Source organism: Streptococcus orisasini, assembly GCF_001431045.1.
GTDB lineage: Bacteria > Bacillota > Bacilli > Lactobacillales > Streptococcaceae > Streptococcus > Streptococcus orisasini.
Map to the genome: position 1 here is coordinate 1 of NZ_BCLE01000033.1, position 23,986 is coordinate 23,986.

21 protein-coding genes and 1 tRNA gene are annotated in these 23,986 nt (G+C 39.2%); 20 read left to right on the plus strand and 2 right to left on the minus strand.

Annotation, left to right across the window (positions count from 1 at the left end):
* Positions 1 to 4 precede the first annotated feature (4 nt).
* The 6 genes from SCSH_RS07185 to SCSH_RS07210 all read left to right on the plus strand — a co-directional run bounded on the left by SCSH_RS07185 (position 5) and on the right by SCSH_RS07210 (position 3,901).
* Positions 5 to 78 (plus strand) — tRNA-Asn (locus SCSH_RS07185).
* Between the two features lie 128 nt (positions 79 to 206).
* Complete coding sequence (locus SCSH_RS07190; RefSeq protein WP_057491208.1) at positions 207 to 704, plus strand: sigma-70 RNA polymerase sigma factor region 4 domain-containing protein; 498 nt, start codon at positions 207 to 209, stop codon at positions 702 to 704.
* 303 nt (positions 705 to 1,007) lie between these two features.
* Positions 1,008 to 1,856, plus strand: coding sequence for a 4-(cytidine 5'-diphospho)-2-C-methyl-D-erythritol kinase (gene ispE, locus SCSH_RS07195; protein ID WP_057491209.1), 849 nt, complete (start codon positions 1,008 to 1,010; stop codon positions 1,854 to 1,856).
* 89 nt (positions 1,857 to 1,945) lie between these two features.
* Positions 1,946 to 2,386 carry a zinc-dependent MarR family transcriptional regulator gene (locus SCSH_RS07200; RefSeq protein ID WP_057491210.1) on the plus strand — a complete coding sequence of 147 codons (441 nt, stop codon included), beginning with the start codon at positions 1,946 to 1,948 and terminating at the stop codon, positions 2,384 to 2,386.
* Between the two features lie 2 nt (positions 2,387 to 2,388).
* Positions 2,389 to 3,099 (plus strand): metal ABC transporter ATP-binding protein, encoded by a 711-nt coding sequence (locus SCSH_RS07205; RefSeq protein ID WP_057491211.1) that lies wholly within the window; start codon positions 2,389 to 2,391, stop codon positions 3,097 to 3,099.
* Positions 3,089 to 3,901 carry a metal ABC transporter permease gene (locus SCSH_RS07210; protein WP_057491212.1) on the plus strand — a complete coding sequence of 271 codons (813 nt, stop codon included), beginning with the start codon at positions 3,089 to 3,091 and terminating at the stop codon, positions 3,899 to 3,901. The genes SCSH_RS07205 and SCSH_RS07210 overlap by 11 nt, the downstream gene beginning before the upstream one ends.
* Before the next feature lie 65 nt (positions 3,902 to 3,966).
* Here SCSH_RS07210 and tyrS read toward each other — a convergent pair whose 3' ends face one another.
* A complete protein-coding gene (gene tyrS / locus SCSH_RS07215; protein ID WP_057491213.1) occupies positions 3,967 to 5,223 on the minus strand; it encodes a tyrosine--tRNA ligase in 1,257 nt (418 codons plus the stop codon).
* Positions 5,224 to 5,378: 155 nt separating this feature from the next.
* Between tyrS and pbp1b the strand changes: the two genes are divergently transcribed.
* The 14 genes from pbp1b (at position 5,379) to SCSH_RS07285 (ending at position 22,973) form a co-directional block, all read left to right on the plus strand.
* Complete coding sequence (gene pbp1b, locus SCSH_RS07220; protein WP_057491214.1) at positions 5,379 to 7,751, plus strand: penicillin-binding protein PBP1B; 2,373 nt, start codon at positions 5,379 to 5,381, stop codon at positions 7,749 to 7,751.
* Between the two features lie 263 nt (positions 7,752 to 8,014).
* Entirely contained in the window at positions 8,015 to 11,578 is a 3,564-nt protein-coding gene (gene rpoB / locus SCSH_RS07225; protein ID WP_057491215.1) for a DNA-directed RNA polymerase subunit beta, read from the plus strand.
* Positions 11,579 to 11,654: 76 nt separating this feature from the next.
* Positions 11,655 to 15,287 carry a DNA-directed RNA polymerase subunit beta' gene (rpoC, locus tag SCSH_RS07230; protein ID WP_057491216.1) on the plus strand — a complete coding sequence of 1,211 codons (3,633 nt, stop codon included), beginning with the start codon at positions 11,655 to 11,657 and terminating at the stop codon, positions 15,285 to 15,287.
* A gap of 119 nt (positions 15,288 to 15,406) precedes the next feature.
* Entirely contained in the window at positions 15,407 to 15,808 is a 402-nt protein-coding gene (locus SCSH_RS07235) for a DUF1033 family protein (RefSeq protein WP_057491217.1), read from the plus strand.
* Between the two features lie 144 nt (positions 15,809 to 15,952).
* On the plus strand, positions 15,953 to 16,894 hold the full coding sequence (gene comGA / locus SCSH_RS07240) for a competence type IV pilus ATPase ComGA (RefSeq protein ID WP_057491218.1): 942 nt from the start codon (positions 15,953 to 15,955) through the stop codon (positions 16,892 to 16,894).
* Positions 16,776 to 17,861, plus strand: a complete 1,086-nt coding sequence (gene comGB, locus SCSH_RS07245; protein WP_370695911.1) for a competence type IV pilus assembly protein ComGB — start codon at positions 16,776 to 16,778, stop codon at positions 17,859 to 17,861. Before comGA ends, comGB begins: the two co-directional genes overlap by 119 nt.
* Positions 17,861 to 18,181 (plus strand): competence type IV pilus major pilin ComGC, encoded by a 321-nt coding sequence (gene comGC, locus SCSH_RS07250; protein ID WP_057491258.1) that lies wholly within the window; start codon positions 17,861 to 17,863, stop codon positions 18,179 to 18,181. The genes comGB and comGC overlap by 1 nt, the downstream gene beginning before the upstream one ends.
* The gene (comGD, locus tag SCSH_RS07255; RefSeq protein WP_057491219.1) at positions 18,168 to 18,587 is read left to right on the plus strand and encodes a competence type IV pilus minor pilin ComGD; all 420 of its coding nucleotides are present in this window, start codon (positions 18,168 to 18,170) and stop codon (positions 18,585 to 18,587) included. The genes comGC and comGD overlap by 14 nt, the downstream gene beginning before the upstream one ends.
* On the plus strand, positions 18,541 to 18,834 hold the full coding sequence (gene comGE, locus SCSH_RS07260) for a competence type IV pilus minor pilin ComGE (protein ID WP_057491220.1): 294 nt from the start codon (positions 18,541 to 18,543) through the stop codon (positions 18,832 to 18,834). Before comGD ends, comGE begins: the two co-directional genes overlap by 47 nt.
* Positions 18,821 to 19,255 (plus strand): competence type IV pilus minor pilin ComGF, encoded by a 435-nt coding sequence (gene comGF / locus SCSH_RS07265; protein WP_057491221.1) that lies wholly within the window; start codon positions 18,821 to 18,823, stop codon positions 19,253 to 19,255. The genes comGE and comGF overlap by 14 nt, the downstream gene beginning before the upstream one ends.
* On the plus strand, positions 19,233 to 19,640 hold the full coding sequence (gene comGG / locus SCSH_RS07270; RefSeq protein ID WP_057491222.1) for a competence type IV pilus minor pilin ComGG: 408 nt from the start codon (positions 19,233 to 19,235) through the stop codon (positions 19,638 to 19,640). Before comGF ends, comGG begins: the two co-directional genes overlap by 23 nt.
* A gap of 48 nt (positions 19,641 to 19,688) precedes the next feature.
* The gene (locus tag SCSH_RS07275) at positions 19,689 to 20,642 is read left to right on the plus strand and encodes a class I SAM-dependent methyltransferase (RefSeq protein WP_057491223.1); all 954 of its coding nucleotides are present in this window, start codon (positions 19,689 to 19,691) and stop codon (positions 20,640 to 20,642) included.
* Positions 20,643 to 20,701: 59 nt separating this feature from the next.
* The gene (locus SCSH_RS07280) at positions 20,702 to 21,901 is read left to right on the plus strand and encodes an acetate kinase (RefSeq protein WP_057491224.1); all 1,200 of its coding nucleotides are present in this window, start codon (positions 20,702 to 20,704) and stop codon (positions 21,899 to 21,901) included.
* A gap of 394 nt (positions 21,902 to 22,295) precedes the next feature.
* Positions 22,296 to 22,973 (plus strand): CPBP family intramembrane glutamic endopeptidase, encoded by a 678-nt coding sequence (locus SCSH_RS07285; RefSeq protein WP_057491225.1) that lies wholly within the window; start codon positions 22,296 to 22,298, stop codon positions 22,971 to 22,973.
* Positions 22,974 to 23,162: 189 nt separating this feature from the next.
* On the opposite strand, the gene proC is transcribed toward SCSH_RS07285, so the two are convergent.
* Positions 23,163 to 23,933, minus strand: coding sequence for a pyrroline-5-carboxylate reductase (gene proC / locus SCSH_RS07290; RefSeq protein ID WP_057491226.1), 771 nt, complete (start codon positions 23,931 to 23,933; stop codon positions 23,163 to 23,165).
* Positions 23,934 to 23,986: the final 53 nt, after the last annotated feature.

The window sequence follows — 23,986 nt, forward strand, 5'->3', positions numbered from 1 at the left end:
AAATTCCGGCATAGCTCAGTTGGTAGTAGCGCATGACTGTTAATCATGATGTCGTAGGTTCGAGTCCTACTGCCGGAGTATATGTAGTTTAGAGCACCTTGAGTGAGGTGCTTTTTGTGTTTGATAAAAATGGGACATAAATGTCCTGTTCTTAAAATTGCTTTCGTTTTATAATGTTGTCATCACATAAAGGAGGACGTTGTGAAATGGAAGAAGATTTTGAAATTGCTTTTAATAAAGTTAAGCCAATTATTTTTAAATTGCAGCGCTATTACTTTATTAAACTGTGGACGCGAGAAGACTGGCAGCAAGAGGGGATGCTAGTTTTACATCAATTGTTGAAAGAACATCCAGAATTAACCAGAGATGACACAAAGCTTTATGTTTATTTTAAAACAAGGTTTTCTAACTATGTTAAAGATATTTTGCGTCAGCAAGAAAGTCAAAAACGCCGTTTTAATAAAATGCCTTACGATGAAATCAGCGAAGTGGCTCACTGTGTTTCAAATGCAGGCATGCAGCTGGATGAGTATGTTTTATTTTGTGATTGCTTAACGGCCTATAAGGAAAATTTGGATGAGGCGCAGCAAGAACAGTTTGAGCGTTTAATCGCAGGAGAACGCTTTTTAGGAAGACAGAAAATGCTTAAGGATCTCAAAGAAAAGTTAAGCGATTTTGGCGATATGAGTTTAAAGGGGGACTGAGCTGTCCTGTGTTTAGATCTGATTATCTTATTGTAAAAAGGGGAAGAATTATCATAAATGAGGTTAATCAAATCTGACTAAAATTTAGGGGCTTTTGCTATCGATTTCTTATTGCCAAGAGTAGTCAGCCAAGGATATAATTTGAATAAGCTGTGGTAAAATTATCTCAGCTTTTTTTATAGTATATTTAACTGCCTTTAAAGATTGTTGAAATAGGAAAAGTCTGTTTTTATACAACTAGATGAACCATATAAGTGAAGTTTTTGGTATAATTAATATAATCATTCGCAAGAAAGGCATGCTATGGAAATTATTGAAAAAGCTCCTGCTAAAATCAATCTTGGTCTTGACATTGCCGGCAAGCGTCAGGATGGTTTTCACGAACTGTCAATGATTATGGTTAGTGTTGATTTAAATGATTATGTTACGATTACTGAAATTGCTGAAGATCAGGTCATCGTAAATTCAAATAGCTGCAAGATGCCTCTAAACAGTAAAAATGATGTCTATAAGGCTGCCCAGCTTTTGAAGGAACGTTATCAAATCAGCACTGGTCTTGAAATATCACTTCAGAAATCTATTCCCATATGTGCTGGTTTAGGCGGGGGCTCTAGTGATGCTGCTGCAACCTTACGGGCTCTCAATCGTTTATGGAATCTCAATTTATCAGAAGAAGAGTTGATTGAAATAGGATTTGAAATTGGAAGTGATGTTCCTTATTGTATCAAAGGCGGTTGTGCTCTTATTTCAGGCAAGGGGGAGATTGTACAAAAACTACCTTGTGCTTTATCGGCCTGGGTCGTTTTGGTTAAGCCTGATTTTGGTATTTCAACAAGAACTATTTTCAAAGAGATTGATACTAAAATTATCTCCCGAGTTGATATTTCTGCTTTAAAAGATGCTATACTGACGGGTTCTTATGAGGATGTGCTGCAGTTTATGGGGAATTCACTTGAAGATATTACCATTGCCAGAAAGCCTTTTATCCAAAAGATTAAGGATCGTATGAATAAATGCGGTGCTGATATTTCTTTAATGACAGGAAGTGGGCCAACTGTTTTTGCCCTTTGTCAAACAGAAAATCGTGCAGACCGTATTGTTAACAGTATGAAAGGCTTTTGCAAAGAAGTCTATAAGGTAAGAATGTTATAAAAAGTTTCAAATTCATTTGATTCTTTTTTTTATTTATGATAAAATGAAACAGCGAATAATTAACTGGTTAATTAAAAGGAGGAGAGATTATGGCATTGGGACAGGAAGTTGATCATTTAATCAATCAGATTCTTTTAAAGGCTGAAAACCAGCATGAATTATTGATTGGTTCTTGTCAAAGTGGTGTCAAGCTGACCAATACTCAAGAGCATATTTTAATGCTGCTCTCGCAGGAAAATCTGACCAATTCAGATTTGGCTAAACGCTTGAATGTGAGTCAGGCAGCAGTGACAAAAGCAGTCAAATCTCTTGTTAAGCAGGAAATGCTTGAGCCGATAAAAGATAAGGATGATGCTAGGGTTACTTATTTCAGCTTAACGGAAGCTGCCAAACCTGTTGCTAAGGAGCATGAGCACCATCATGCTATGACTTTGTCGGTTTATGATCGTCTATTAGAAACATTTTCCAAAGAAGAGCAAGCCATTGTCAATCGCTTTTTAAAGGCTTTGACCAAGGAATTAGAGGGGTAGCTGTGCGATATATTACAGTAAAAGATCTATCTTATCAATATGATGCTGAACCCGTTTTAGAGGGAATTACTTATCATTTAGACAGCGGCGAATTTGTCACTTTAACGGGTGAAAATGGAGCTGCCAAGTCAACTTTGATTAAAGCAACACTGGGTATTTTAAAGCCCAAGGTTGGTTCTGTAGTATTCTCTAAAAAAAACGTGGCTGGTAAAAAGTTACGTCTGGCCTATCTGCCTCAGCAGATTGCCAGTTTTAATGCTGGTTTTCCAAGCACCGTTTACGAATTTGTTAAATCAGGCCGTTATCCTAGAAATGGCTGGTTCAGAAGGTTGACAAAGCATGATGAGGAGCATATTAAGGTTAGCTTAGAGTCGGTTGGCATGTGGGAAAATCGGCATAAGCCTATTGGCAGTCTTTCCGGCGGTCAGAAGCAGCGTGCGGTTATTGCTAGAATGTTTGCTAGTGATCCTGATATTTTTGTGCTGGATGAGCCCACGACAGGCATGGATGCAGGAACAACAGAAACTTTTTATGAGCTAATGCATCACAGTGCTCATCAGCATAATAAGGCAGTATTGATGATTACGCATGATCCTGAAGAAGTTAAGAAGTACGCCGATCGAAATATTCATTTGGTGAGGAATCAAAACCTGCCTTGGCGTTGTTTTAATATTCATGAAAAAGATAAGGGGGAAAAGGATAATGTTGAGTGAGATACTGGCTTATGACTTTATGCAGCGGGCCTTACTTGCTGTTGCTGCTATCAGTCTTTTTGCTCCAATTTTAGGTCTGTTTCTCATTTTGCGTAGGCAAAGCCTGATGAGCGATACTTTGAGTCACGTCTCTTTAGCTGGTGTTGCTTTTGGGGTCCTACTGGGGATTTCTCCGACCTGGACGACACTTTTAGTGGTCACTTTGGCTGCTGTTGTGCTTGAGTATTTGCGAACGGTTTACCGCCATTATATGGAAATTGCAACAGCCATTCTGATGTCTATGGGCTTGGCCCTCTCCTTAATTGTTATGAGCAAGGCTGGAAGTAGCAGTAATGTCAGTCTGGAGCAATATCTTTTTGGTTCTATTATTACGATTAGCCTTGAGCAGGTAGTGGCCTTATTTGCAATTGCTGCTATTGTTTTAATTCTGACTGTTTGCTTTATTCGTCCTATGTATATTCTGACTTTTGACGAGGATACTGCTTTTGTTGATGGGCTGCCTGTTCGGCTGATGTCCGTTTTGTTCAATGTTGTTACAGGAGTGGCAATTGCTCTAACGATTCCAGCAGCCGGTGCGCTTTTGGTGTCAACCATTATGGTTTTGCCTGCCAGTATTGCGATGCGATTGGGAAAAAGCTTTAAAACGGTTATTACTCTAGGAATCTTGATTGGTTTTGTTGGAATGGTTTCTGGAATTTTTATTTCTTATTTGGCCGAAACCCCTGCCAGTGCAACGATAACCATGATTTTTATTGCTATTTTCTTGCTTGTTGGCCTGCTTAATCGGCTGATAAAAGATTAAAAAAGAGTGACCTAAAATCAAAATTCTTTAGAAATTGATTTTAGGTCACTTTTTTTATTAGGTTATTAATAAGTTAAGACAAAATATTTTTTCTTACCGCGGCGGATGACAGTTAATTCATTGTCAATTTTATCTTGCTCAGATAAACTGTAGTCTAAATCTTGGATACGTTCACCGTTAAGATAGATAGCACCGTTTTGCACATCTTCGCGAGCCTGACGTTTAGAATTGACAATGCCAGTGGCAACCAAAATATCAACGATATTGAGACTATCCTCTGGTTTTACGGCGTAGTTAGGTACATTGCTGAGACCTTGTTTGAGTTCTTTAGCAGAAAGGCTCTTGATATTTCCTGCAAAGAGCTGTTCGGTAATTTTTACGGCTTCTTTATAAGCTTCTTCTCCGTGAACAAAGGTGACAACTTCTTTTGCCAGTGTTTTTTGTGCTAAACGTTCATGAGGAGCTGCTTCGAATTTGGTACGAATGTCTTCGATTTCATCCAAGCTCAGGAAAGTGAAAATTTTCAGGAAACGTACAGCATCAGCATCCATAACATTCAGCCAGAATTGATACATTTCATAAGGAGAAGTCTTGTCAGCATCAAGCCAGACAGCATTGCCTTCTGATTTACCAAATTTTTTACCAGTAGCATCTGTGATTAAAGGAACAGTAATCACGTGACCCTGTGCATCAGCTTTGCGGCGGAGCAATTCAGTACCTGATGTCATATTGCCCCATTGGTCAGAACCGCCGATTTGCAAGGTAACACCGTATTTTTGATTAAGAACATAAAAATCGTAAGCTTGCATAATCTGATAAGCAAATTCAGTGTAAGAAATTCCGGTTTCAATGCGTTTTTTCACAGATTCCTTGCTCATCATGTAATTGACTGTAAAATATTTGCCAACATCACGCAGGAAATCAACGAAACTGATTGATTCAAACCAGTCATAATTGTTGACCATCTGAGCCTTATTGTTGCCGTTTTCAAAATCAATAAAGCGTTCTAACTGGCTGCGGATGCTTTGAACCCAGCCTTCTACGGTTTCTTTGGTTTGAAGACTGCGTTCATCATCTTTAAAAGAAGGATCTCCAATCAATCCGGTAGCTCCCCCTACAAGCGGATAAGGTTTATGTCCAGCTAGCTGCAGGTGCTTCATGACCAAAATCGGTACCAGATGACCTAGATGAAGACTATCTGCTGTTGGATCATAGCCTGAATAAAAAGAGACATGCCCTTCATTCAAGGCTTTTTTCAGGGCTTCTTCATCGGTAGTTTGAAAGACTAAGCCGCGTGCTTTAAGTTCTTCAAAAATAGTCATAGCTTTTCTCCATATTCTTATAACATTACAAAGCATTATATCAAAAATCAGAGGGGCAGCGCAAGTTCTTATAAAGAAGATGAGCATTAAACCTATTTAAATAATGACTATGTTAAAAATAATAAATTTGATATAATGTAAAATGAGGTATTACTATGTCCCTGCTAGACAAGATAAAAAAAACATTAAAAAAGCTGACAATCAAAAAGCCTAATTTTAAAAAAATTAATGTAAGACACTTAAGGATTAAAAATTTAAAATTAAAGGAACTAAAACGAGCTGATTATTTGGATATTGGCTCTGTCTTTTTGCGTACCCTTAAACTCTTGTCAGACTTTACTTATATTCTTGTTCTTTTCCTTATCTTTTTAAGTGTTGGTACGGGATTGGGGTATCTGGCAAGTCAGGTTGAAAATGTGAAGATTCCGGATAAGGAAGCCTTGGTTAAACAGGTCAATACATTGACCAGAATCTCTAAAATGACCTATTCTGATAAGTCTTTAATTGCGACGATTGATACAGATTTACTGAGGACACCGGTAGATAGCAGGGATATTTCGGGAAATGTGAAAAAAGCTGTTATTGCAACGGAAGATGAAAATTTCAAGGAACACCATGGCGTTGTTCCAAAAGCAGTCTTTCGGGCAACGCTTGCCTCGGTTTTGGGACTGGGTGAAAACAGCGGTGGTTCAACTTTGACCCAGCAGCTCTTAAAACAGCAGGTCTTGGGAGATGATCCCACCTTTAAACGTAAAACCAAGGAAATCATTTACGCCCTTGCGCTTGAGCGCTATGAGGACAAGGATAAAATTCTGACCACTTATCTCAATGTTTCTCCTTTTGGCCGTAATAATAAGGGGCAGAACATTGCAGGAGTTGAAGAGGCGGCTAAGGGAATTTTTGGTGTTGCTGCTAAAGATTTAACCATTCCTCAAGCGGCTTTTTTGGCAGGTTTGCCTCAAAGTCCTATTATGTATTCTCCTTACACAGCTGATGGCAAATTTAAGGCAGATAAAGATATGGACTTAGGGCTAAAACGTTCACGAAATGTGCTGTACAACATGTATCGTACGGGTGCCCTGTCCAAGGCTGACTATGAAAGTTATAAAAAATACGATCTTAAAAAGGACTTTAAAAAACCGCAGCCAGCCCAAGAAGATTCTCATGATTATTTATACTATTCTGTTTTTGAAGAAGCACAGCAGGCTATGTATGATTATCTTATTAAAAGGGATAAGGTTTCTGCACAGGATTTAAAGAATGATAAAACCAAGGAGGCCTATAAAGACAAGGCTCTGAAAGAGCTGCGTTTAGGCGGCTACACCATTACAACAACAATCAATAAAAAAGTTTATAATGCCATGCAGGCAGCAGTTGCTCAACATGGCGGCTCCCTTGATGACGGAACAGGAAAGGTTGAAGTTGGAAATGTTCTTATGGACAATTCCAGCGGAGCAGTCCTTGGTTTTGTAGGCGGCCGTGATTATAAAAATAATCAAAACAATCATGCTTTTGATACGGCAAGATCACCTGGATCCAGTATCAAGCCTTTATTGGCCTATGGACCTGCTATTGATCAAGGGCTTATAGGAAGTGCAAGTATGCTATCAAATTATCCTGCCACCTTTGCCAGTGGTCAGAAAATTATGCACGCTGGTGATGAAGGGACGGCTATGGTCAACTTGCAGGAAGCATTGGATGTTTCATGGAATATCCCGGCTTATTGGACTTATCAAACCTTGCTGCAAAAAGGAATCGATGTTCCAAATTATATGGAAAAAATGGACTACCATATTCCTGAATATTATATCGAAAGTCTTCCTTTAGGTGGAGGGGTTGAGACAACGGTTGCTCAGCAAACCAATGGCTACCAAACGATTGCTAATGGCGGTGTCTATCAAAAGCAATATATGGTTGAAAAAATTACTGACAGTCAAGGCAAGGTTATTTATCAGCACAATCCTAAACCAGTTCGTGTCTATTCTAAGGCCACAGCTAGCATTTTAAGCGATTTGCTGAAGGGTCCGATTAGTTCTGGTAAGACAACAACCTTTAAGGACAAGCTAAAGGCGCTTAATCCAGGACTGGCAGGAGCCGATTGGACCGGAAAGACAGGAACGACAGATGATTACACTGATGTCTGGTTAATTCTGTCTACTCCTAAAACAACTCTTGGCGGTTGGGCTGGTCATGATAACAATACTTCTTTAAGTGCAATGTCGGGTTATAACAACAATGCCCAATATATGGCGCACTTGGTCAATGCTATCAATCAAGCAGATCCTTCTGTTTTAGGAGTTGATCAGCGTTTTGGTCTTGATCCTAGTGTTATTAAAGCCAATGTTCTGAAGTCAACAGGTTTGAAACCTGCAACTGTCAATGTTAACGGAAAGAATATTTCTGTCAGCGGTGCAACCACTACAAGTTACTGGGCTAAAAATGGTCCTGGAAATACTGTTTATAAATTTGCCATAGGTGGTACAGACAGCGACTACCAAAAGGCCTGGTCAAGCATTGGAGGTAAGTAAAGTAGCTTGACAGCTGTAGTAATATAGTGTATAATGATTGATAAGTATTTGTCGTCTGTTCTGACTGAAATATTGTCCAGTTGGAGCTTACAGCAGTTAAATCAAACTTTAATGAGTCAGATTTAGCTGCTCTTTTTGTGCCTAATTTTGCAAAAAACGCTTATTTGTAACGGATATTTAAAGATTCTAAAAATTATCACAAACGGCAAATTTGCTAACGTTTTGACCTTTTTAGAGGTCTAGAAAGAAGAAGGAGCTAAAACTTGGCAGGACATGAAGTTCAATACGGTAAACACCGTACTCGTCGCAGTTTTTCAAGAATCAAAGAAGTTCTTGATTTACCTAATTTGATTGAGATTCAAACAGACTCATTCAAAGACTTTTTGGATACTGGTCTTAAGGAAGTATTTGAGGATGTTTTCCCTATTTCAAACTTTACAGAAACCATGGAACTTGAGTTTGTAGGGTATGAATTTAAGGAACCTAAGTATACCTTGGAAGAAGCGAGTGCTCATGATGCGCATTATTCAGCACCGATTTTTGTAACCTTCCGCCTGATTAATAAAGAGACTGGTGAAATCAAGACTCAAGAAGTCTTCTTTGGTGATTTCCCGCTGATGACTGAAATGGGAACGTTCATTATCAATGGTGCTGAGCGGATTATTGTATCTCAGTTAGTTCGTTCACCAGGTGTTTACTTTAATGATAAAGTTGATAAAAATGGGAAAGTTGGTTATGGTTCAACTGTTATTCCTAACCGCGGTGCTTGGCTTGAACTTGAAACGGATTCTAAGGATATTGCCTATACGAGAATTGACCGGACGCGTAAAATTCCATTTACAACGCTTGTGCGGGCTCTTGGTTTTTCTGGCGATGATGAAATTCTTGATATCTTTGGGGACAGCGAACTGGTTCGCAATACTATTGAGAAAGATATTCACAAAAATCCAAATGATTCTCGGACCGACGAAGCTCTTAAAGAAATTTACGAACGTCTTCGTCCAGGTGAACCTAAGACAGCTGACAGCTCGCGCAGCCTTTTGATTGCTCGTTTCTTTGATGCTCGCCGCTATGATTTGGCAGCTGTTGGCCGTTATAAGATTAACAAAAAGTTAAATATTAAAACCCGCCTGTTGAACCAAATTATTGCTGAAAATTTGGTGGATCCTGAAACTGGTGAGATTTTGGTTGAATCAGGAACTGAGATGACTCGCAGTGTGATCGAATCTATTTCTGAACACCTCGATGGTGATCTCAACAAGATTGTTTACACACCTAATGAGTACGCTGTACTGACAGAACCTGTTGTTCTGCAAAAATTTAAAGTCGTTGCTCCTAATGATCCAGATCGTGTTATCACCATTATCGGTAATGCTAATCCTGATGATAAGGTACGCCACCTGACACCTGCTGATATTTTGGCTGAAATGTCTTATTTCCTTAATCTGGCAGAAGGTCTCGGAAAAGTTGATGATATTGACCATTTGGGAAATCGTCGTATCCGTGCGGTTGGCGAGCTCTTGGCTAACCAATTCCGTATTGGTTTGGCACGTATGGAGCGTAATGTTCGTGAACGCATGTCTGTTCAAGACAACGAAGTGCTTACACCGCAGCAGATCATCAACATTCGTCCTGTAACAGCAGCTATCAAAGAATTCTTTGGTTCGTCTCAGTTGTCACAGTTCATGGATCAGCACAATCCGCTTTCTGAACTGTCACACAAGCGTCGTTTGTCTGCCTTAGGACCTGGTGGTTTGACCCGCGACCGTGCTGGTTACGAGGTGCGTGACGTGCACTACACTCATTACGGCCGTATGTGTCCGATTGAAACGCCTGAAGGACCTAACATTGGTTTGATTAACAACTTGTCTTCTTATGGACATTTGAACAAATATGGTTTCATCCAAACACCATATCGTAAGGTTGACCGCACTACAGGCGTGGTTACCAATGAAATTGAATGGCTGACTGCGGATGAAGAAGATGAATACACTGTTGCTCAAGCAAATTCAAAACTTAATGAAGATGGTACTTTTGCTGAAGAAATCGTTATGGGACGTCACCAAGGTAACAACCAAGAATTCCCAGCAAGTTCTGTAGAATATATGGACGTTTCGCCTAAACAGGTAGTTGCGGTTGCGACAGCATGTATTCCTTTCTTGGAAAATGATGACTCCAACCGTGCCCTTATGGGTGCCAACATGCAGCGTCAAGCTGTTCCGTTGATTGATCCAAAAGCACCTTATGTTGGTACAGGTATGGAATATCAGGCTGCTCATGATTCAGGTGCGGCGGTCATTGCTCAGCATGATGGGAAAGTTGTTTATTCTGATGCGGATAAGGTTGAGGTTCGCCGTGAAGATGGTTCCCTTGATGTTTACAACATTACAAAATTCCGCCGTTCTAATTCAGGAACTGCTTATAACCAACGCACACTTGTTAAATTAGGTGACAGTGTTGAAAAGGGAGACTTTATTGCTGATGGACCTTCCATGGAAAAAGGCGAAATGGCTCTCGGCCAAAACCCTATTGTCGCTTACATGACTTGGGAAGGTTATAACTTTGAAGATGCCGTTATTATGAGTGAGCGTCTGGTTAAAGATGACGTTTATACATCGGTTCACTTAGAAGAATTTGAATCAGAAACCCGCGATACAAAACTTGGTCCTGAAGAAATTACCCGCGAAATTCCAAATGTTGGGGAAGAAGCCCTCAAAGATCTTGATGAGATGGGTATTATCCGCATTGGTGCCGAAGTAAAAGAAGGAGATATTCTTGTTGGGAAAGTAACTCCTAAAGGTGAAAAGGACCTTACTGCTGAGGAACGTCTCCTGCATGCTATCTTTGGTGATAAATCGCGTGAAGTACGTGACACTTCCCTTCGTGTACCACACGGTGGAGATGGTGTTGTCTGTGACGTTAAAATCTTTACTCGTGCTAACGGTGATGAACTTCAGTCAGGCGTTAATACGCTGGTTCGTGTTTACATTGCTCAAAAACGTAAGATTAAAGTTGGAGACAAGATGGCCGGTCGTCACGGAAACAAAGGTGTCGTTTCACGTATTGTTCCTGTTGAGGACATGCCTTATCTTCCAGACGGAACTCCAGTTGATATCATGCTGAATCCTCTTGGTGTGCCATCACGGATGAATATCGGACAGGTTATGGAGCTTCACCTTGGTATGGCTGCCCGCAATCTTGGTATTCACATTGCTACGCCGGTCTTTGACGGTGCGACATCCGATGATCTTTGGGAAACGGTTAAAGAAGCTGGTATGGCTTCTGACGCTAAGACCGTTCTTTATGATGGCCGTACTGGTGAACCATTTGACAATCGTGTGTCTGTTGGTGTTATGTACATGATTAAACTGCACCATATGGTTGATGATAAACTCCATGCTCGTTCTGTCGGTCCTTACTCAACGATCACTCAACAGCCACTTGGTGGTAAGGCTCAATTTGGTGGACAGCGTTTTGGTGAAATGGAAGTTTGGGCTCTGGAAGCTTACGGTGCATCAAATGTTCTGCAAGAAATTCTAACTTACAAATCTGATGATATTACAGGCCGTCTTAAAGCTTATGAAGCCATTACTAAAGGCAATCCAATTCCAAAACCAGGTGTGCCGGAATCATTCCGTGTCCTTGTGAAGGAATTGCAGTCGCTTGGACTTGATATGCGTGTCCTTGATGAAGATGACAGGGAAGTTGAACTGCGTGATCTTGATGAAGGTGAAGATGAAGATGTTATGCATGTTGATGATCTTGAAAAAGCGCGTGAAAAACAAGTTATTGAAGCTGCCGAATTTGCAAATGGCGACGCAAAATAAGAGATAAGTAAACTGCTAGCTGCTTAAATTATTTTAGGCAGTCTAGCTGCTGATAATCATAAGAAAGGTAAAATTAGTGGTTGACGTAAATCGTTTTAAAAGTATGCAAATCACATTAGCTTCGCCTAATAAAGTCCGTTCATGGTCTTACGGCGAGGTTAAAAAACCTGAAACAATCAACTATCGGACCTTGAAACCAGAACGTGACGGTCTTTTTGACGAAGTTATTTTTGGTCCTACTAAGGACTGGGAATGTGCCTGTGGCAAATACAAACGCATTCGCTACAAAGGTATTATTTGTGACCGCTGCGGTGTTGAGGTAACTCGTACCAGAGTTCGTCGTGAACGCATGGGACATATTGAGTTGAAGGCACCTGTTTCTCATATCTGGTACTTTAAAGGCATCCCTTCTCGTATGGGACTCACTCTTGATATGAGCCCACGTGCTTTAGAAGAAGTTATCTATTTTGCGGCTTATGTGGTGATTGATCCTAAAGATACACCGCTTGAGCCAAAATCTCTTTTAACTGAACGTGAATACCGTGAAAAACTTCAAGAATATGGTCCAGGATCATTCGTTGCTAAAATGGGTGCAGAAGCTATCCAAGACCTCTTGAAACGTGTTGACTTAGAAGCAGAAATTGCTGAGCTTAAAGCAGAATTAAAAACAGTTTCTGGTCAAAAACGTGTTAAGGCTGTTCGCCGTTTGGATGTTCTCGATGCCTTTCAAAAATCGGGTAACAAACCGGAATGGATGGTGCTTAACATCCTGCCTGTTATTCCGCCTGATCTTCGTCCAATGCTGCAATTGGACGGTGGCCGTTTTACAACTTCTGACCTAAATGACCTCTACCGCCGTGTCATCAATCGGAATAACCGTTTGGCACGTTTGCTCGAATTAAATGCTCCTGGTATCATCGTTCAAAATGAAAAACGGATGCTGCAGGAAGCGGTAGATGCTTTGATTGATAATGGCCGCCGCGGCCGTCCAATCACAGGACCAGGCAGTCGTCCGCTTAAGTCTTTGAGCCATATGCTTAAAGGTAAACAAGGCCGTTTCCGTCAAAACTTGCTTGGTAAACGTGTTGACTTCTCAGGTCGTTCCGTTATTGCCGTGGGTCCAACACTTAAGATGTATCAATGCGGTGTTCCGCGTGAAATGGCGATTGAACTCTTCAAGCCATTCGTGATGCGGGAAATTGTTGCCCGTGACATCGTACAAAATGTTAAGGCAGCAAAACGCTTGATCGAACGTGGAGATGACCGTATTTGGGATATTCTCGAAGAAGTTATTAAAGAGCATCCTGTTCTTCTTAACCGCGCACCGACCCTTCACAGACTTGGTATTCAAGCTTTTGAACCAGTTCTGATTGATGGTAAAGCACTCAGACTCCATCCGCTTGCCTGTGAAGCCTACAATGCCGACTTTGACGGAGACCAAATGGCTATTCACGTGCCGCTGTCAGAAGAAGCTCAGGCCGAAGCCCGCCTCTTGATGCTGGCTGCTGAACACATCTTGAACCCTAAAGATGGGAAGCCAGTCGTAACACCTTCTCAGGACATGGTTCTTGGAAACTACTATCTGACAATGGAAGATGCTGGTCGTGAAGGCGAAGGTATGGTCTTTAAAGATCGTGACGAAGCTGTTATGGCCTACCGTAATGGTTATGTACATCTCCACAGCCGTGTGGGTATTGCTGTTGACAGTATGTCTGATAAACCGTGGACAGATGAGCAAAGACATAAAATCATGATTACAACTGTTGGTAAAATTCTCTTTAATGACATTATGCCAGCAGACCTTCCTTATCTTCAAGAACCAAATAATGCCAACTTAACAGATAAAACGCCCGATAAGTATTTCTTAGCTCCTGGTTCTGACATCAAGGAAGTTATTAAAAATCTTGACTTAAACATTCCATTTAAAAAGAAAAATCTTGGAAATATTATCGCTGAAATCTTTAAACGCTTCCGTACAACGGAAACTTCAGCCTTCCTTGACCGCTTGAAAGATCTTGGCTATTACCATTCAACCCTAGCTGGTTTGACAGTGGGAATTGCAGATATTCCGGTCATTGACAATAAACAAGAAATTATCGATGCGGCTCACCATCGCGTTGAAGAAATTTCCAAAGCTTTCCGCCGTGGACTCATGACGGATGAGGATCGCTATGAAGCTGTTACAGCAACTTGGCGTGATGCCAAGGAAAAACTGGAAGAACGTCTGGTTGAAACGCAGGATTCTAAAAATCCAATCGTTATGATGATGGACTCTGGAGCGCGTGGTAATATCTCTAACTTCTCTCAGCTTGCCGGTATGCGCGGACTGATGGCTGCTCCTAACGGACGTATTATGGAACTGCCTATCTTGTCTAACTTCCGTGAAGGTTTATCTGTCTTGGAAATGTTCTTCTCAACCCATGGTGCGCGTAAAGGTATGACTGATACAGCGCTTAAGACTGCTGACTCTGGTTATCTGACTCGTCGTTTGGTTGACGTTGCTCAAGATGTTATTATCCGTGAAGATGATTGTAAAACTGACCGCGGTTTGACGATTACGGCCATTACTGATGGTAAAGAAGTAACTGAGACACTTGAAGAACGCCTTTCTGGCCGTTACACTAAGAAGACAGTTAAACATCCAGAGACTGGTGAAGTTATCATTGGAGCTAATGAGTTAATCACTGAAGACATGGCTCGCAAGATTGTTGAGGCTGGTGTGACTGAGGTAACTATCCGTTCAGTATTTACATGTAATACTCGCCATGGTGTCTGCCGCCACTGTTATGGTATCAACCTAGCAACAGGTGATGCTGTTGAAGTGGGTGAAGCAGTTGGAACAATTGCTGCCCAATCTATCGGTGAACCAGGTACACAGCTGACGATGCGTACCTTCCACACGGGTGGTGTTGCTTCCAATGCTGACATTACTCAGGGGCTTCCTCGTATCCAAGAAATCTTTGAAGCCCGCAATCCTAAAGGGGAAGCTGTTATCACAGAGGTTAAAGGTCAAGTTACGGATATTGAAGAGGATGCTGCTACCCGCACTAAGAAGGTTTACGTCAAAGGTGCAACAGGTGAAGGTGAGTACACTGTACCATTTACAGCTCGCATGAAAGTTGAAGTGGGAGATGAAGTTCACCGCGGAGCACCGTTGACTGAAGGTTCTATCCAGCCTAAACATTTGCTAGAAGTTCGTGATACCTTATCTGTTGAAACTTACTTACTGGCAGAGGTACAAAAAGTTTACCGCAGCCAAGGGGTAGAAATTGGCGATAAACACGTTGAAGTTATGGTTCGTCAAATGCTGCGTAAAGTACGTGTCATGGATCCAGGAGACACAGATCTTCTTCCAGGTGTTTTGATGGATATTGCAGACTTTACAGATGCCAATAAGGACATTGTTATTGCTGGAGGTATTCCTGCAACAAGCCGTCCAGTTCTCATGGGAATTACCAAGGCTTCCCTTGAAACAAATTCCTTCTTATCAGCTGCTTCTTTCCAAGAAACAACCCGTGTACTTACAGATGCTGCTATTCGCGGTAAGAAAGACCATCTCCTTGGTCTTAAGGAAAATGTTATTATTGGTAAAATTATTCCGGCTGGTACTGGTATGGCTCGCTATCGCAATATTGAGCCACAGGCTATTAATGAAGTCGAAGTAATTGAAGAAGTCGAAACTGATGATGAAAGCCTCACTACAAAATAAAAAAAGGTCCTGCTTAGCAGGGCTTTTCTATTAATTTTCTAATCTTTCTCATAAATGAGCAAAAATTTTTAAAAAATATAGCTTTTCCTATATAATAAGAGTACTAAGGAAGTAAAGTTATGTATCAAGTAATAAAAATGTATGGCGATTTAGAGCCTTGGTGGTTCTTGGATGGCTGGAGTGATGATATTGTTCAATTTTATGAATTTAGCCATTATTATGAGGCTCTGAAATGCTATAAAAAGGAATGGATAGAATTATACCGTTCTTATTCCACTTTTAACAGCCACAGCAATATCATGACGGCCTTTTGGGATGAAAATGATCAGCGCTGGTGTGAAGAATGTGATGACTACGTTCAGCAGTACCATTCTTTAGCTCTTTTAACCGACTGGCAGGAAGTTCCTAAAGACCGGTATCGCCCGGCATATAACAAACGAAACATCAGAGCTTATCATCGGACTTCTTCTGTCAAGAAGTTTAAGAGAGCAAAACAGGAGCTAAAAAATTCTAATAAATAGCTGCGCTAAATCTTTTTCTGTAAATCGTATAAAATGAGGCAGAACCTTTGTTCTGACCTCTTATTTTTTTGCCATAAAAACAATAACTGTTAAATAATTATCCAAAACTTTTTTCTTTTGCGAATAAATAAGGCAGGAGGAGTTATGGTTCAGGAATTAGGAAAGAAAATCATTGCAGAAGCTGTTCAAAGTAGGGCTCAGGATATTTACATTATTCCTAAAAAAGATTCTTATGAGCTTTATATGAGAATTGGAGAGGAAAGACGGTTTATTGATACTTATAATTATCAGCTTATGGCTAATCTTATCAGCCATTTCAAATTTGTTGCGGGAATGAATGTTGGCGAAAAAAGGCGAAGTCAGCTGGGAGCCTGCGATTATTATTATGAGAAAGATAAAAAGATTTCTTTGCGCCTCTCCAGTGTTGGCGATTACCGCAATTATGAGAGTTTGGTCATTCGTCTCTTATTTGATGGACGCCATGATTTGAAATTCTGGTTTGATGGCATGAATCTCATTTTAAAAGAAATCAAAGGCAGAGGACTCTATCTTTTTTCAGGACCAGTTGGCAGTGGAAAAACGACACTCATGTACCAATTGGTCAAAGAAAAATTCAGCAACTGCCAAGTTATTACTATTGAAGATCCTGTGGAAATTAAACAAGATGACATGCTGCAGCTGCAATTAAATGAAAGTATTGAGATGACCTACGATAATTTAATTAAGCTGTCTCTTCGGCATCGACCAGATATTCTGATTATTGGAGAAATCAGAGATAAAGAAACTGCGAGAGCAGTGATTAGAGCAAGTCTGACAGGGGCGATTGTTTTTTCCACTATTCATGCTAAAAGTATTCCCGGAGTTTATGCCAGACTGCTGGAACTTGGAGTCAGTCGGGAAGAGCTGAAAAATGCTTTGAGGGGAATTGCTTATCAACGTTTAATTAAGGGAGGAGGAGTTATTGATTTTGCCCAAAGGAACTACCAAGAGCACTCAGCACAGAAATGGAATCAGCAGATTTATAGCCTTTTTGCAGAAGGATATATCACTAAGGAAGAAGCCCAAGCAGAAAAAATTAACGACTGATAAGCAAAGAAAAGTCATTCAGCTGTTTAATAATCTTTTTGCCAGTGGCTTTAATCTGACGGAAATCGTAACCTTTTTAGAACGTAGTCGTTTATTAGCAAAAGTGTATACGGATAAAATGCGCCAGAAACTCTTAGATGGTCAGAATTTGGCAGAGATGATGGGGGCTTTAGGCTTTTCAGATGATGTTGTTACCCAGCTGGCACTTTCTGATATTCATGGGAATACTCAGAAAAGTCTCCTAAAAATTGAAGCGTATTTAAGTAATCTTCTAGCTGTTAAGAAGAAACTGATTGAAGTAGCTACCTACCCTTTTATCCTAGTTATTTTTCTTATTTTAATCATGCTAGGTTTAAAAAATTATTTGCTTCCTCAGCTTGAAAACGGAAATTTTGCAACAGAGCTGATTTCTAATTTTCCAACTATTTTCCTCCTAGGTTGTATTTTTCTCATCTTTGTGTCTCTAGTACTTTATCTTTTTGCTAAAAGGATGAGTCGGATTCGTCTGTTGACTATTTGCAGCAAAATACCGCTTATCGGCAAGTATTTTCAGCTATATCTGACAGCTTATTATGCACGGGAATGGGGTAATCTTATAGGACAGGGGGTGGAGATGGCTCAGATTGTCAAATTAATGCAAGTTCAAAAATCACGGCTTTTCAGAGAAATTGGCTATGATATGGAAAAAGCTCTAATATCCGGTCAGGAATTTCATCAGAAAGTTTTAGAATATCCTTTCTTTTTAAAGGAGCTCAGTTTAATGATTGAATATGGGGAAGTGAAGTCAAAACTAGGCAGTGAACTTGAGATTTATGCTGAGGAGAGCTGGGAGCATTTCTTTTCCAAACTTAGAAAAGCAATGCAGCTTATTCAGCCGCTTGTCTTTATTTTGGTAGCAGTGGTTATTGTTATGATCTATGCAGCTATGCTGCTGCCAATATATCAAAATATGGAGGTCAATTTATGATGAAAAAGTTTAATTTAAAAAAAGTTAAGGTTAAAGGTTTCACTTTGATTGAAATGCTGGTCGTGCTGCTGATTATCAGTGTTTTATTGCTCTTATTTGTACCAAATTTAACAAAACAAAAAGATAAAGTAAAGGATACTGGCAATTCGGCTGTTGTTAAAGTTGTTGAAAGTCAAGCTGAACTTTATGAATTGGATCAGAGCGGTTCTGCAACTCTTTCAAAGTTAGTCGCCAGCGGCAATATTACTCAAGAACAAGCAAATTCTTATAAGGCTTATTATGCAAAACATCCTGAAAAAGAACGTCATGTGGCGAATTAAGGGCTTTACACTTTTGGAGAGTCTAGTGGTTCTGGCTATTACAGCCTTTCTGCTTCTAGGTCTGTCTGGAGGAGTTAAGCAGACCTTTGCCAGTGTAGAAGAGCAACTATTTTTTCTGTCGTTTGAGCATCTTTATCGTGACACACAGAAGCTCAGTGCTCTATCTAAACAGGAAATGACTCTAACTTTAGATAATGAAAAGATTTCTAATGGTATTGAGACGCTTGATCTTCCTGAGAATATTAAATTAGGAAAAGACATGACATTGCATTTTGACCAAACAGGCGGAAATTCATCATTAGCTAAACTTAATTTTCAAACTCCAAAAAAGACTGTGGAATATCAATTATATATAGGGAGTGGTCAATATAAAAAAACAGAAAATGAACGCCTACATTCTCCTTGAAAGTCTAATCGCCCTTGGGATTCTGGTGACCATTACATCTTTAATTCTTCATCAAATTAATGAGGATCAAAAAAGAGTGTCTAAAAATTTAAGAAGGCAGGAGATACTGAATGTAGCAGTAATGGCTGTTCAAACTAAACAAGACAGTCTAAGTCTTAATGGTATTAGTGTAAAAGTGATTAGAGGTAAGGATACAATAGCTGTTTACCATGAGCATGAGGAGGTTATAAGTCTTGTTAAAGAATAAATTAAAAGCCTTTACACTTCTGGAGTGTCTGGTTGCCTTGCTTGTTATTGCTGGTAGTGTCTCTGTTTATAATGGACTAACAAAAATAATCAGCAGCAATGTTCGGTATCTTTCAGAAAACCAAGAAGACAAGTGGCTGCTTTTTTGTCAGCAATTTCGCTCGGAGCTTGAGGGGACAAATCTCCAAAAATTAGATGATTATAAACTTTATATCAGCAAAGATGGTCAAAATTTAGCTTTTGGCAAATCAAAAGCAACAGATTTTCGAAAAACGAATGCTGATGGACGCGGTTTTCAACCCATGCTGACAGGAATAAAATCGGCTTATTTCAGTAAATCAGGACAGATTGTGAAACTAAATATTACTTTTGACAATGGATTGGAGAAAGCTTTTGTTTATGCATTTGATGAAAAAAGTTAAGGCAGGTGTCCTTTTATATGCTCTGCTTATGGCAGCGATTTTTAGTCTTTTACTGCAATTTTATCTTAGCCGTGTTATTGCAACGCAAAGACAGAATCAATTCCAATTAGCAGCCAGTCAGGCATATCTTATGGCGGAATTAACTCAAGATTTAGCCAAAGGTAATAGCGGTCAGTTTACCTTTAATTACGGCAGTTCAACTTATCAGAAGGAAAATCAGCAGCTTCTAATCGAGGTACATTTAAAAAGCGGTCAGTTTTACCATTATCACTTTAAAGAAGAGGGCGATAAGACAAAGGATAAAATAGCTGAAAGAAATTCTAAAAAAGAGAAAACAACCCCTGAAGAATCAAAGAAAGATAGAAGTTTTCGAACGCATAATTGATTTTGCCAGTTTAATCTATTTTTGATATGATAGGTGCTGGAGGAAATCATGGACTTTGAAAAAATAGAAATAGCATATAATTTACTGCTGGAAAACTGTCAGTGGCTGGAAACTAAGCTTCAGACAAATCTTTATGATGCTTTAATTGAGCAAAATGCTTATTATTTGGGAGCTGAAGGAGCTGATGATAAAGTCAATCGCAATAATGATAAGTTACAGCAGCTAAATCTTAGTAAAGAGGAGTGGCGTAGAAGTTTTCAGTTTTTGTTTATTAAGGCTGCTAAAGAGCACCAGCTGCAGGCAAACCATCAGTTTACTCCAGACAGTATTGGTTTTATATTGCTCTATTTGTTGGAAGAATTAACTGACAAAGATCAATTAGATATTCTTGAGATTGGTTCGGGAACAGGAAATTTAGCAGAAACCATTGTTAATAATACTTCTAAACAGATTGATTATATGGGAATTGAGCTTGATGATCTTCTGATTGATTTGTCAGCCAGTATTGCAGATGTATTAGATTCTCCTGTTCATTTTATTCAGGAAGATGCAGTGCGTCCGCGGATTCTAAAAGAAAGTGATGTTATTATCAGTGATTTGCCTATTGGTTTTTATCCTAATGATGAAGTTGCTAAGCGCTATGAAGTTGCAGCAGCAGAAGGTCATACCTATGCCCATCATCTGTTAATGGAGCAGTCGCTTAAGTATTTAAAGAAAAATGGTTTAGCTATTTTTTTAGCACCCATTGATTTATTGACCAGCCAACAGAGTTCTTTGTTAAAGGCTTGGCTGCAAAGGAATGCTGCTATTTTATCAGTTATCTCTTTACCAGAAACAGTCTTTAGCCATAAAAGCAATATGAAATCTATTTTTGTTTTAAAAAAGCAAACAGAACAAAATTTTGAAACTCTTGTTTATCCATTAACGGATTTGCAGAATCCTGAAACTTTAAGAAATTTTATGAAAAATTTTAAAAAATGGCAGGAAGATAATGTCTTTTAAACGATAATTTGCTATAATAATCTTATATTATCGTAAACGATTTCATGAAGGGGTATATTATGTCGAAAACAATTTCTATTAATGCAGGTTCTTCAAGTCTTAAATGGCAGCTCTATCAAATGCCTGAAGAAGAAGTGCTGGCAAAAGGTTTAATTGAGCGTATTGGCAAAGATGATGCGATTTCAACTGTAAAATTCGACGGTCAAGAAGTCTCTGAAACTTTGGCTATTAAGGACCATACGGCTGCTGTAAAAATTCTTTTAGATGATTTGATCCATTTAGGAATTATCAAATCTTATGATGAAATTACAGGTGTGGGTCATCGTGTAGTTGCTGGCGGAACCTACTTTAATGAATCTGTTTTGGTGGATAGTGAAGAGGTTATTGAAAAAGTTGAAGAATTAGCACTTCTGGCGCCTTTGCATAATAAGGCCAATGCTGCAGGAATACGGGCGTTTAAGAAGATTCTTCCAGATATTACCAGTGTTGTTGTTTTTGATACTGCCTTCCATACAACCATGCCAGAAGTTGCTTATCGTTACCCATTACCAAATAAATACTTTACGGAAAATAAGGTTCGTAAATACGGTGCTCACGGTACTAGCCATTATTATGTTGCTCACGAAGCAGCTAAGATTCTAGGTAAACCAATTGAAGAACTTAAGTTGATTACTGCCCATATGGGAAATGGTGTTTCTCTTACAGCAGTTGCTGGTGGAAAATCAGTAGATACTTCCATGGGCTTTACTCCTCTAGGCGGTGTTATGATGGGAACGCGTACAGGAGATCTTGATCCAGCGATTATTCCTTATTTAATGGATAATACAGATGATTTCAAAACGCCAGAAGATATTCGCCGTATTTTCAATCATGAATCTGGTTTGCTTGGTATATCAGAATTATCCAACGATATGCGTGAAATTGAAACAGCAACGAAAAGTGGCAATAAAGATGCCTCTTTGGCTTATGAAATGTTTATTGATCGCATTGTTAAGCATATTGGTGCTTATGCAGCGGTAATGAATGGTGTTGATGCCATTGTCTTCACAGCAGGTATCGGTGAAAATGATGCTCGTATTCGAGATGAAATTATCAAACATTTTGCTTGGATTGGTGCAGATGTTGTTGCTGAGAAGAATGAGACGCGCCCAGCGTATGGCGTTGTATCATCAGATGATGCTAAAGTTAAGGTGCTGGTTATTCCAACGGATGAAGAACTCGTCATTGCGCGTGACGTTGAGCGCCTAAAAGTTAAATAAGTTATCACATTTTATGATAAGACCGAAAAAGCTGATAGATAATAACCTATCAACTTTTTTGTTTATTTTGAGAATCGGCTAAGTTAAAAATATATTTGGTATTATAACCAGACCGAACTCATTTTTGTAAAGTCTGTTTTGCTTGCTAAAAAATGTAATGCAAGCTATAATGCTTTTATTGCAGAGCATAAATTGAGAAACTATATCTAAAAGTTGTGAGATTCAGTGGGATAAGCTAAAAGTGAGATATGCTCAACACTTATTTTAGCAGGTGATAGTTTACTGAGAAACACTAATGACTTGTTGGAATTAACACATGAAACTTCTGAACACTTTGGAGATAGGCCAAAGTTTACTGTAAAATAACCGAGGTCTTGTTAATTAAAGGAGGAATATGAAAGGAATTTTAAAAAAATTAATAGCGGCTATCGCTATTATTGGTTTGTTTGTTGTAAGCCAAACACCTGATTTGTTAATGATTATTTGGAAAAAGGAAAATCCAAAACTTGATACATGGCAATGGCTGTTGATTATGATACTGCAAATCATTGTGGTTATTGGTTTTTATCTATTGGCCAGACGAAAAGAGCTGATTAGTTCTGGAGTCAAACATTGGCTGAGTTGGAAAACTTTTACGGTTGTTTCGTTAGGTTTTATAGCTTTATTTATTATCAAACTTGTTGGGGGAATCATCTTAACTTTAGAAGGAAAAACAAGCACAAATAATCAAGAAATGATTAATCAGCTTTTTGAGAATTCTTCTCTTTTAGTTATGTTTATGACTATTGTTATTATTGCTCCTTTGACAGAGGAACTTATCTTTAGAGGGCTCATCCCGAAACTGTTTTCTAAGCGATTTGAAGGTTTGGGATTTGCTGTTGGAGCTCTGCTTTTCGGTTTACTACATGGGCCAAGTGATATTGGCAGTTTTGTTTTGTATGTTGGTATGGGAGCTGTTTTAGCTGTTATATGCTATAGATTTAAACATTTGGAATACAGTATTTTGACACATGCCCTTAATAATGCTTTAGGCTTTGCAGCTTTACTGATTAGTCATCTGATGGGCAGCTGAGTTCCTAGTAACTTATTTTGAAAGATTAGTAAAGGCCTACAAAATCTTGTGAGAAGAGATTTTGTAGGCCTTTTTTGCAGAATAAAAGGAGCTGTTTATACTTCCTCTGAGGTTTGGTTTCATATTGTTGTACTCCTGAAGAAAAAATTATGGATAAGTTTTTCTTTAGGAACAATAGCTCTTCTATTTTTACATGTTTTTAGCTTTTTCGATGGTGGTATCAATAGCTGAGACAACACTGGCAGTAAAACCCGTTTTTTCTAAATCTAAAAGTCCTGCAATGGTTGTACCGCCAGGACTTGAAACCCTGTCAATAAGATCGTTGGGACTGCTGCCGTTTGAAAGTAGATTTTGGCTGGTGGCTAATACGGTCTGACAAATAATATTGAAGGCTAGATCTTTAGAGAAACCGTGTTTTAGTCCGGCCTTGGTCAGTGCTTCAATAAAAAGTGCAATATAAGCAGGGCTGGAACCTGCTAGAGCGGTGAAAGTATCGAAATCCTTTTCAGCAATTTCAAAAGTTGTTCCAAAAGTATCTGTGATTTGCTTAGCTGTTTCAAAGAGTTGGTCAGAAACATTGTCATTGCGGCAAATGGCAGTACAACTCTGAAACAGTTGTGCATTGAGATTTGGCATAATACGGATAATAGGGAGCTCCGTTCGGCTTAACTCGGCTAAGCGATCTAAGGATACTCCGGCAGCCATTGAAAGGATAGGTTTGTTAATATTTAAATCTTGTAAAACGGAAGGCAAAACCTGCGGTTTAATTCCTAAAACAACAAGGTCAGCTTTTTCAATCAGTTCCTGATGGGATGCTGCAAAGCTGACTCCTAGTGTCTCAGCCTTTTTTTTACTTTTTTCAAAACTGCTGTCTGAAATAAGTATCTTAAATTCTGTTTTTTTTAGTCCGGCGATGATTGCACTGGCCATTTTGCCAACACCAATAAATCCAATTGTCATAATAAGCTAGAGATTTGAAAATGCTGAATGAAGCAAATTGTGATTTGTCAGAC

Coding starts and splice junctions, on each gene's coding strand:
- SCSH_RS07235 (WP_057491217.1), top strand. CDS start 15,407: ATGTATCAAGTAATAAAAATGTATGGCGATTTAGAGCCTTGGTGGTTC.
- SCSH_RS07190 (WP_057491208.1), top strand. CDS start 207: ATGGAAGAAGATTTTGAAATTGCTTTTAATAAAGTTAAGCCAATTATT.
- SCSH_RS07210 (WP_057491212.1), top strand. CDS start 3,089: ATGTTGAGTGAGATACTGGCTTATGACTTTATGCAGCGGGCCTTACTT.
- comGA (WP_057491218.1), top strand. CDS start 15,953: ATGGTTCAGGAATTAGGAAAGAAAATCATTGCAGAAGCTGTTCAAAGT.
- pbp1b (WP_057491214.1), top strand. CDS start 5,379: ATGTCCCTGCTAGACAAGATAAAAAAAACATTAAAAAAGCTGACAATC.
- comGC (WP_057491258.1), top strand. CDS start 17,861: ATGAAAAAGTTTAATTTAAAAAAAGTTAAGGTTAAAGGTTTCACTTTG.
- SCSH_RS07285 (WP_057491225.1), top strand. CDS start 22,296: ATGAAAGGAATTTTAAAAAAATTAATAGCGGCTATCGCTATTATTGGT.
- SCSH_RS07280 (WP_057491224.1), top strand. CDS start 20,702: ATGTCGAAAACAATTTCTATTAATGCAGGTTCTTCAAGTCTTAAATGG.
- comGD (WP_057491219.1), top strand. CDS start 18,168: ATGTGGCGAATTAAGGGCTTTACACTTTTGGAGAGTCTAGTGGTTCTG.
- SCSH_RS07200 (WP_057491210.1), top strand. CDS start 1,946: ATGGCATTGGGACAGGAAGTTGATCATTTAATCAATCAGATTCTTTTA.
- ispE (WP_057491209.1), top strand. CDS start 1,008: ATGGAAATTATTGAAAAAGCTCCTGCTAAAATCAATCTTGGTCTTGAC.
- comGG (WP_057491222.1), top strand. CDS start 19,233: ATGCATTTGATGAAAAAAGTTAAGGCAGGTGTCCTTTTATATGCTCTG.
- proC (WP_057491226.1), bottom strand. CDS start 23,933: ATGACAATTGGATTTATTGGTGTTGGCAAAATGGCCAGTGCAATCATC.
- SCSH_RS07275 (WP_057491223.1), top strand. CDS start 19,689: ATGGACTTTGAAAAAATAGAAATAGCATATAATTTACTGCTGGAAAAC.
- tyrS (WP_057491213.1), bottom strand. CDS start 5,223: ATGACTATTTTTGAAGAACTTAAAGCACGCGGCTTAGTCTTTCAAACT.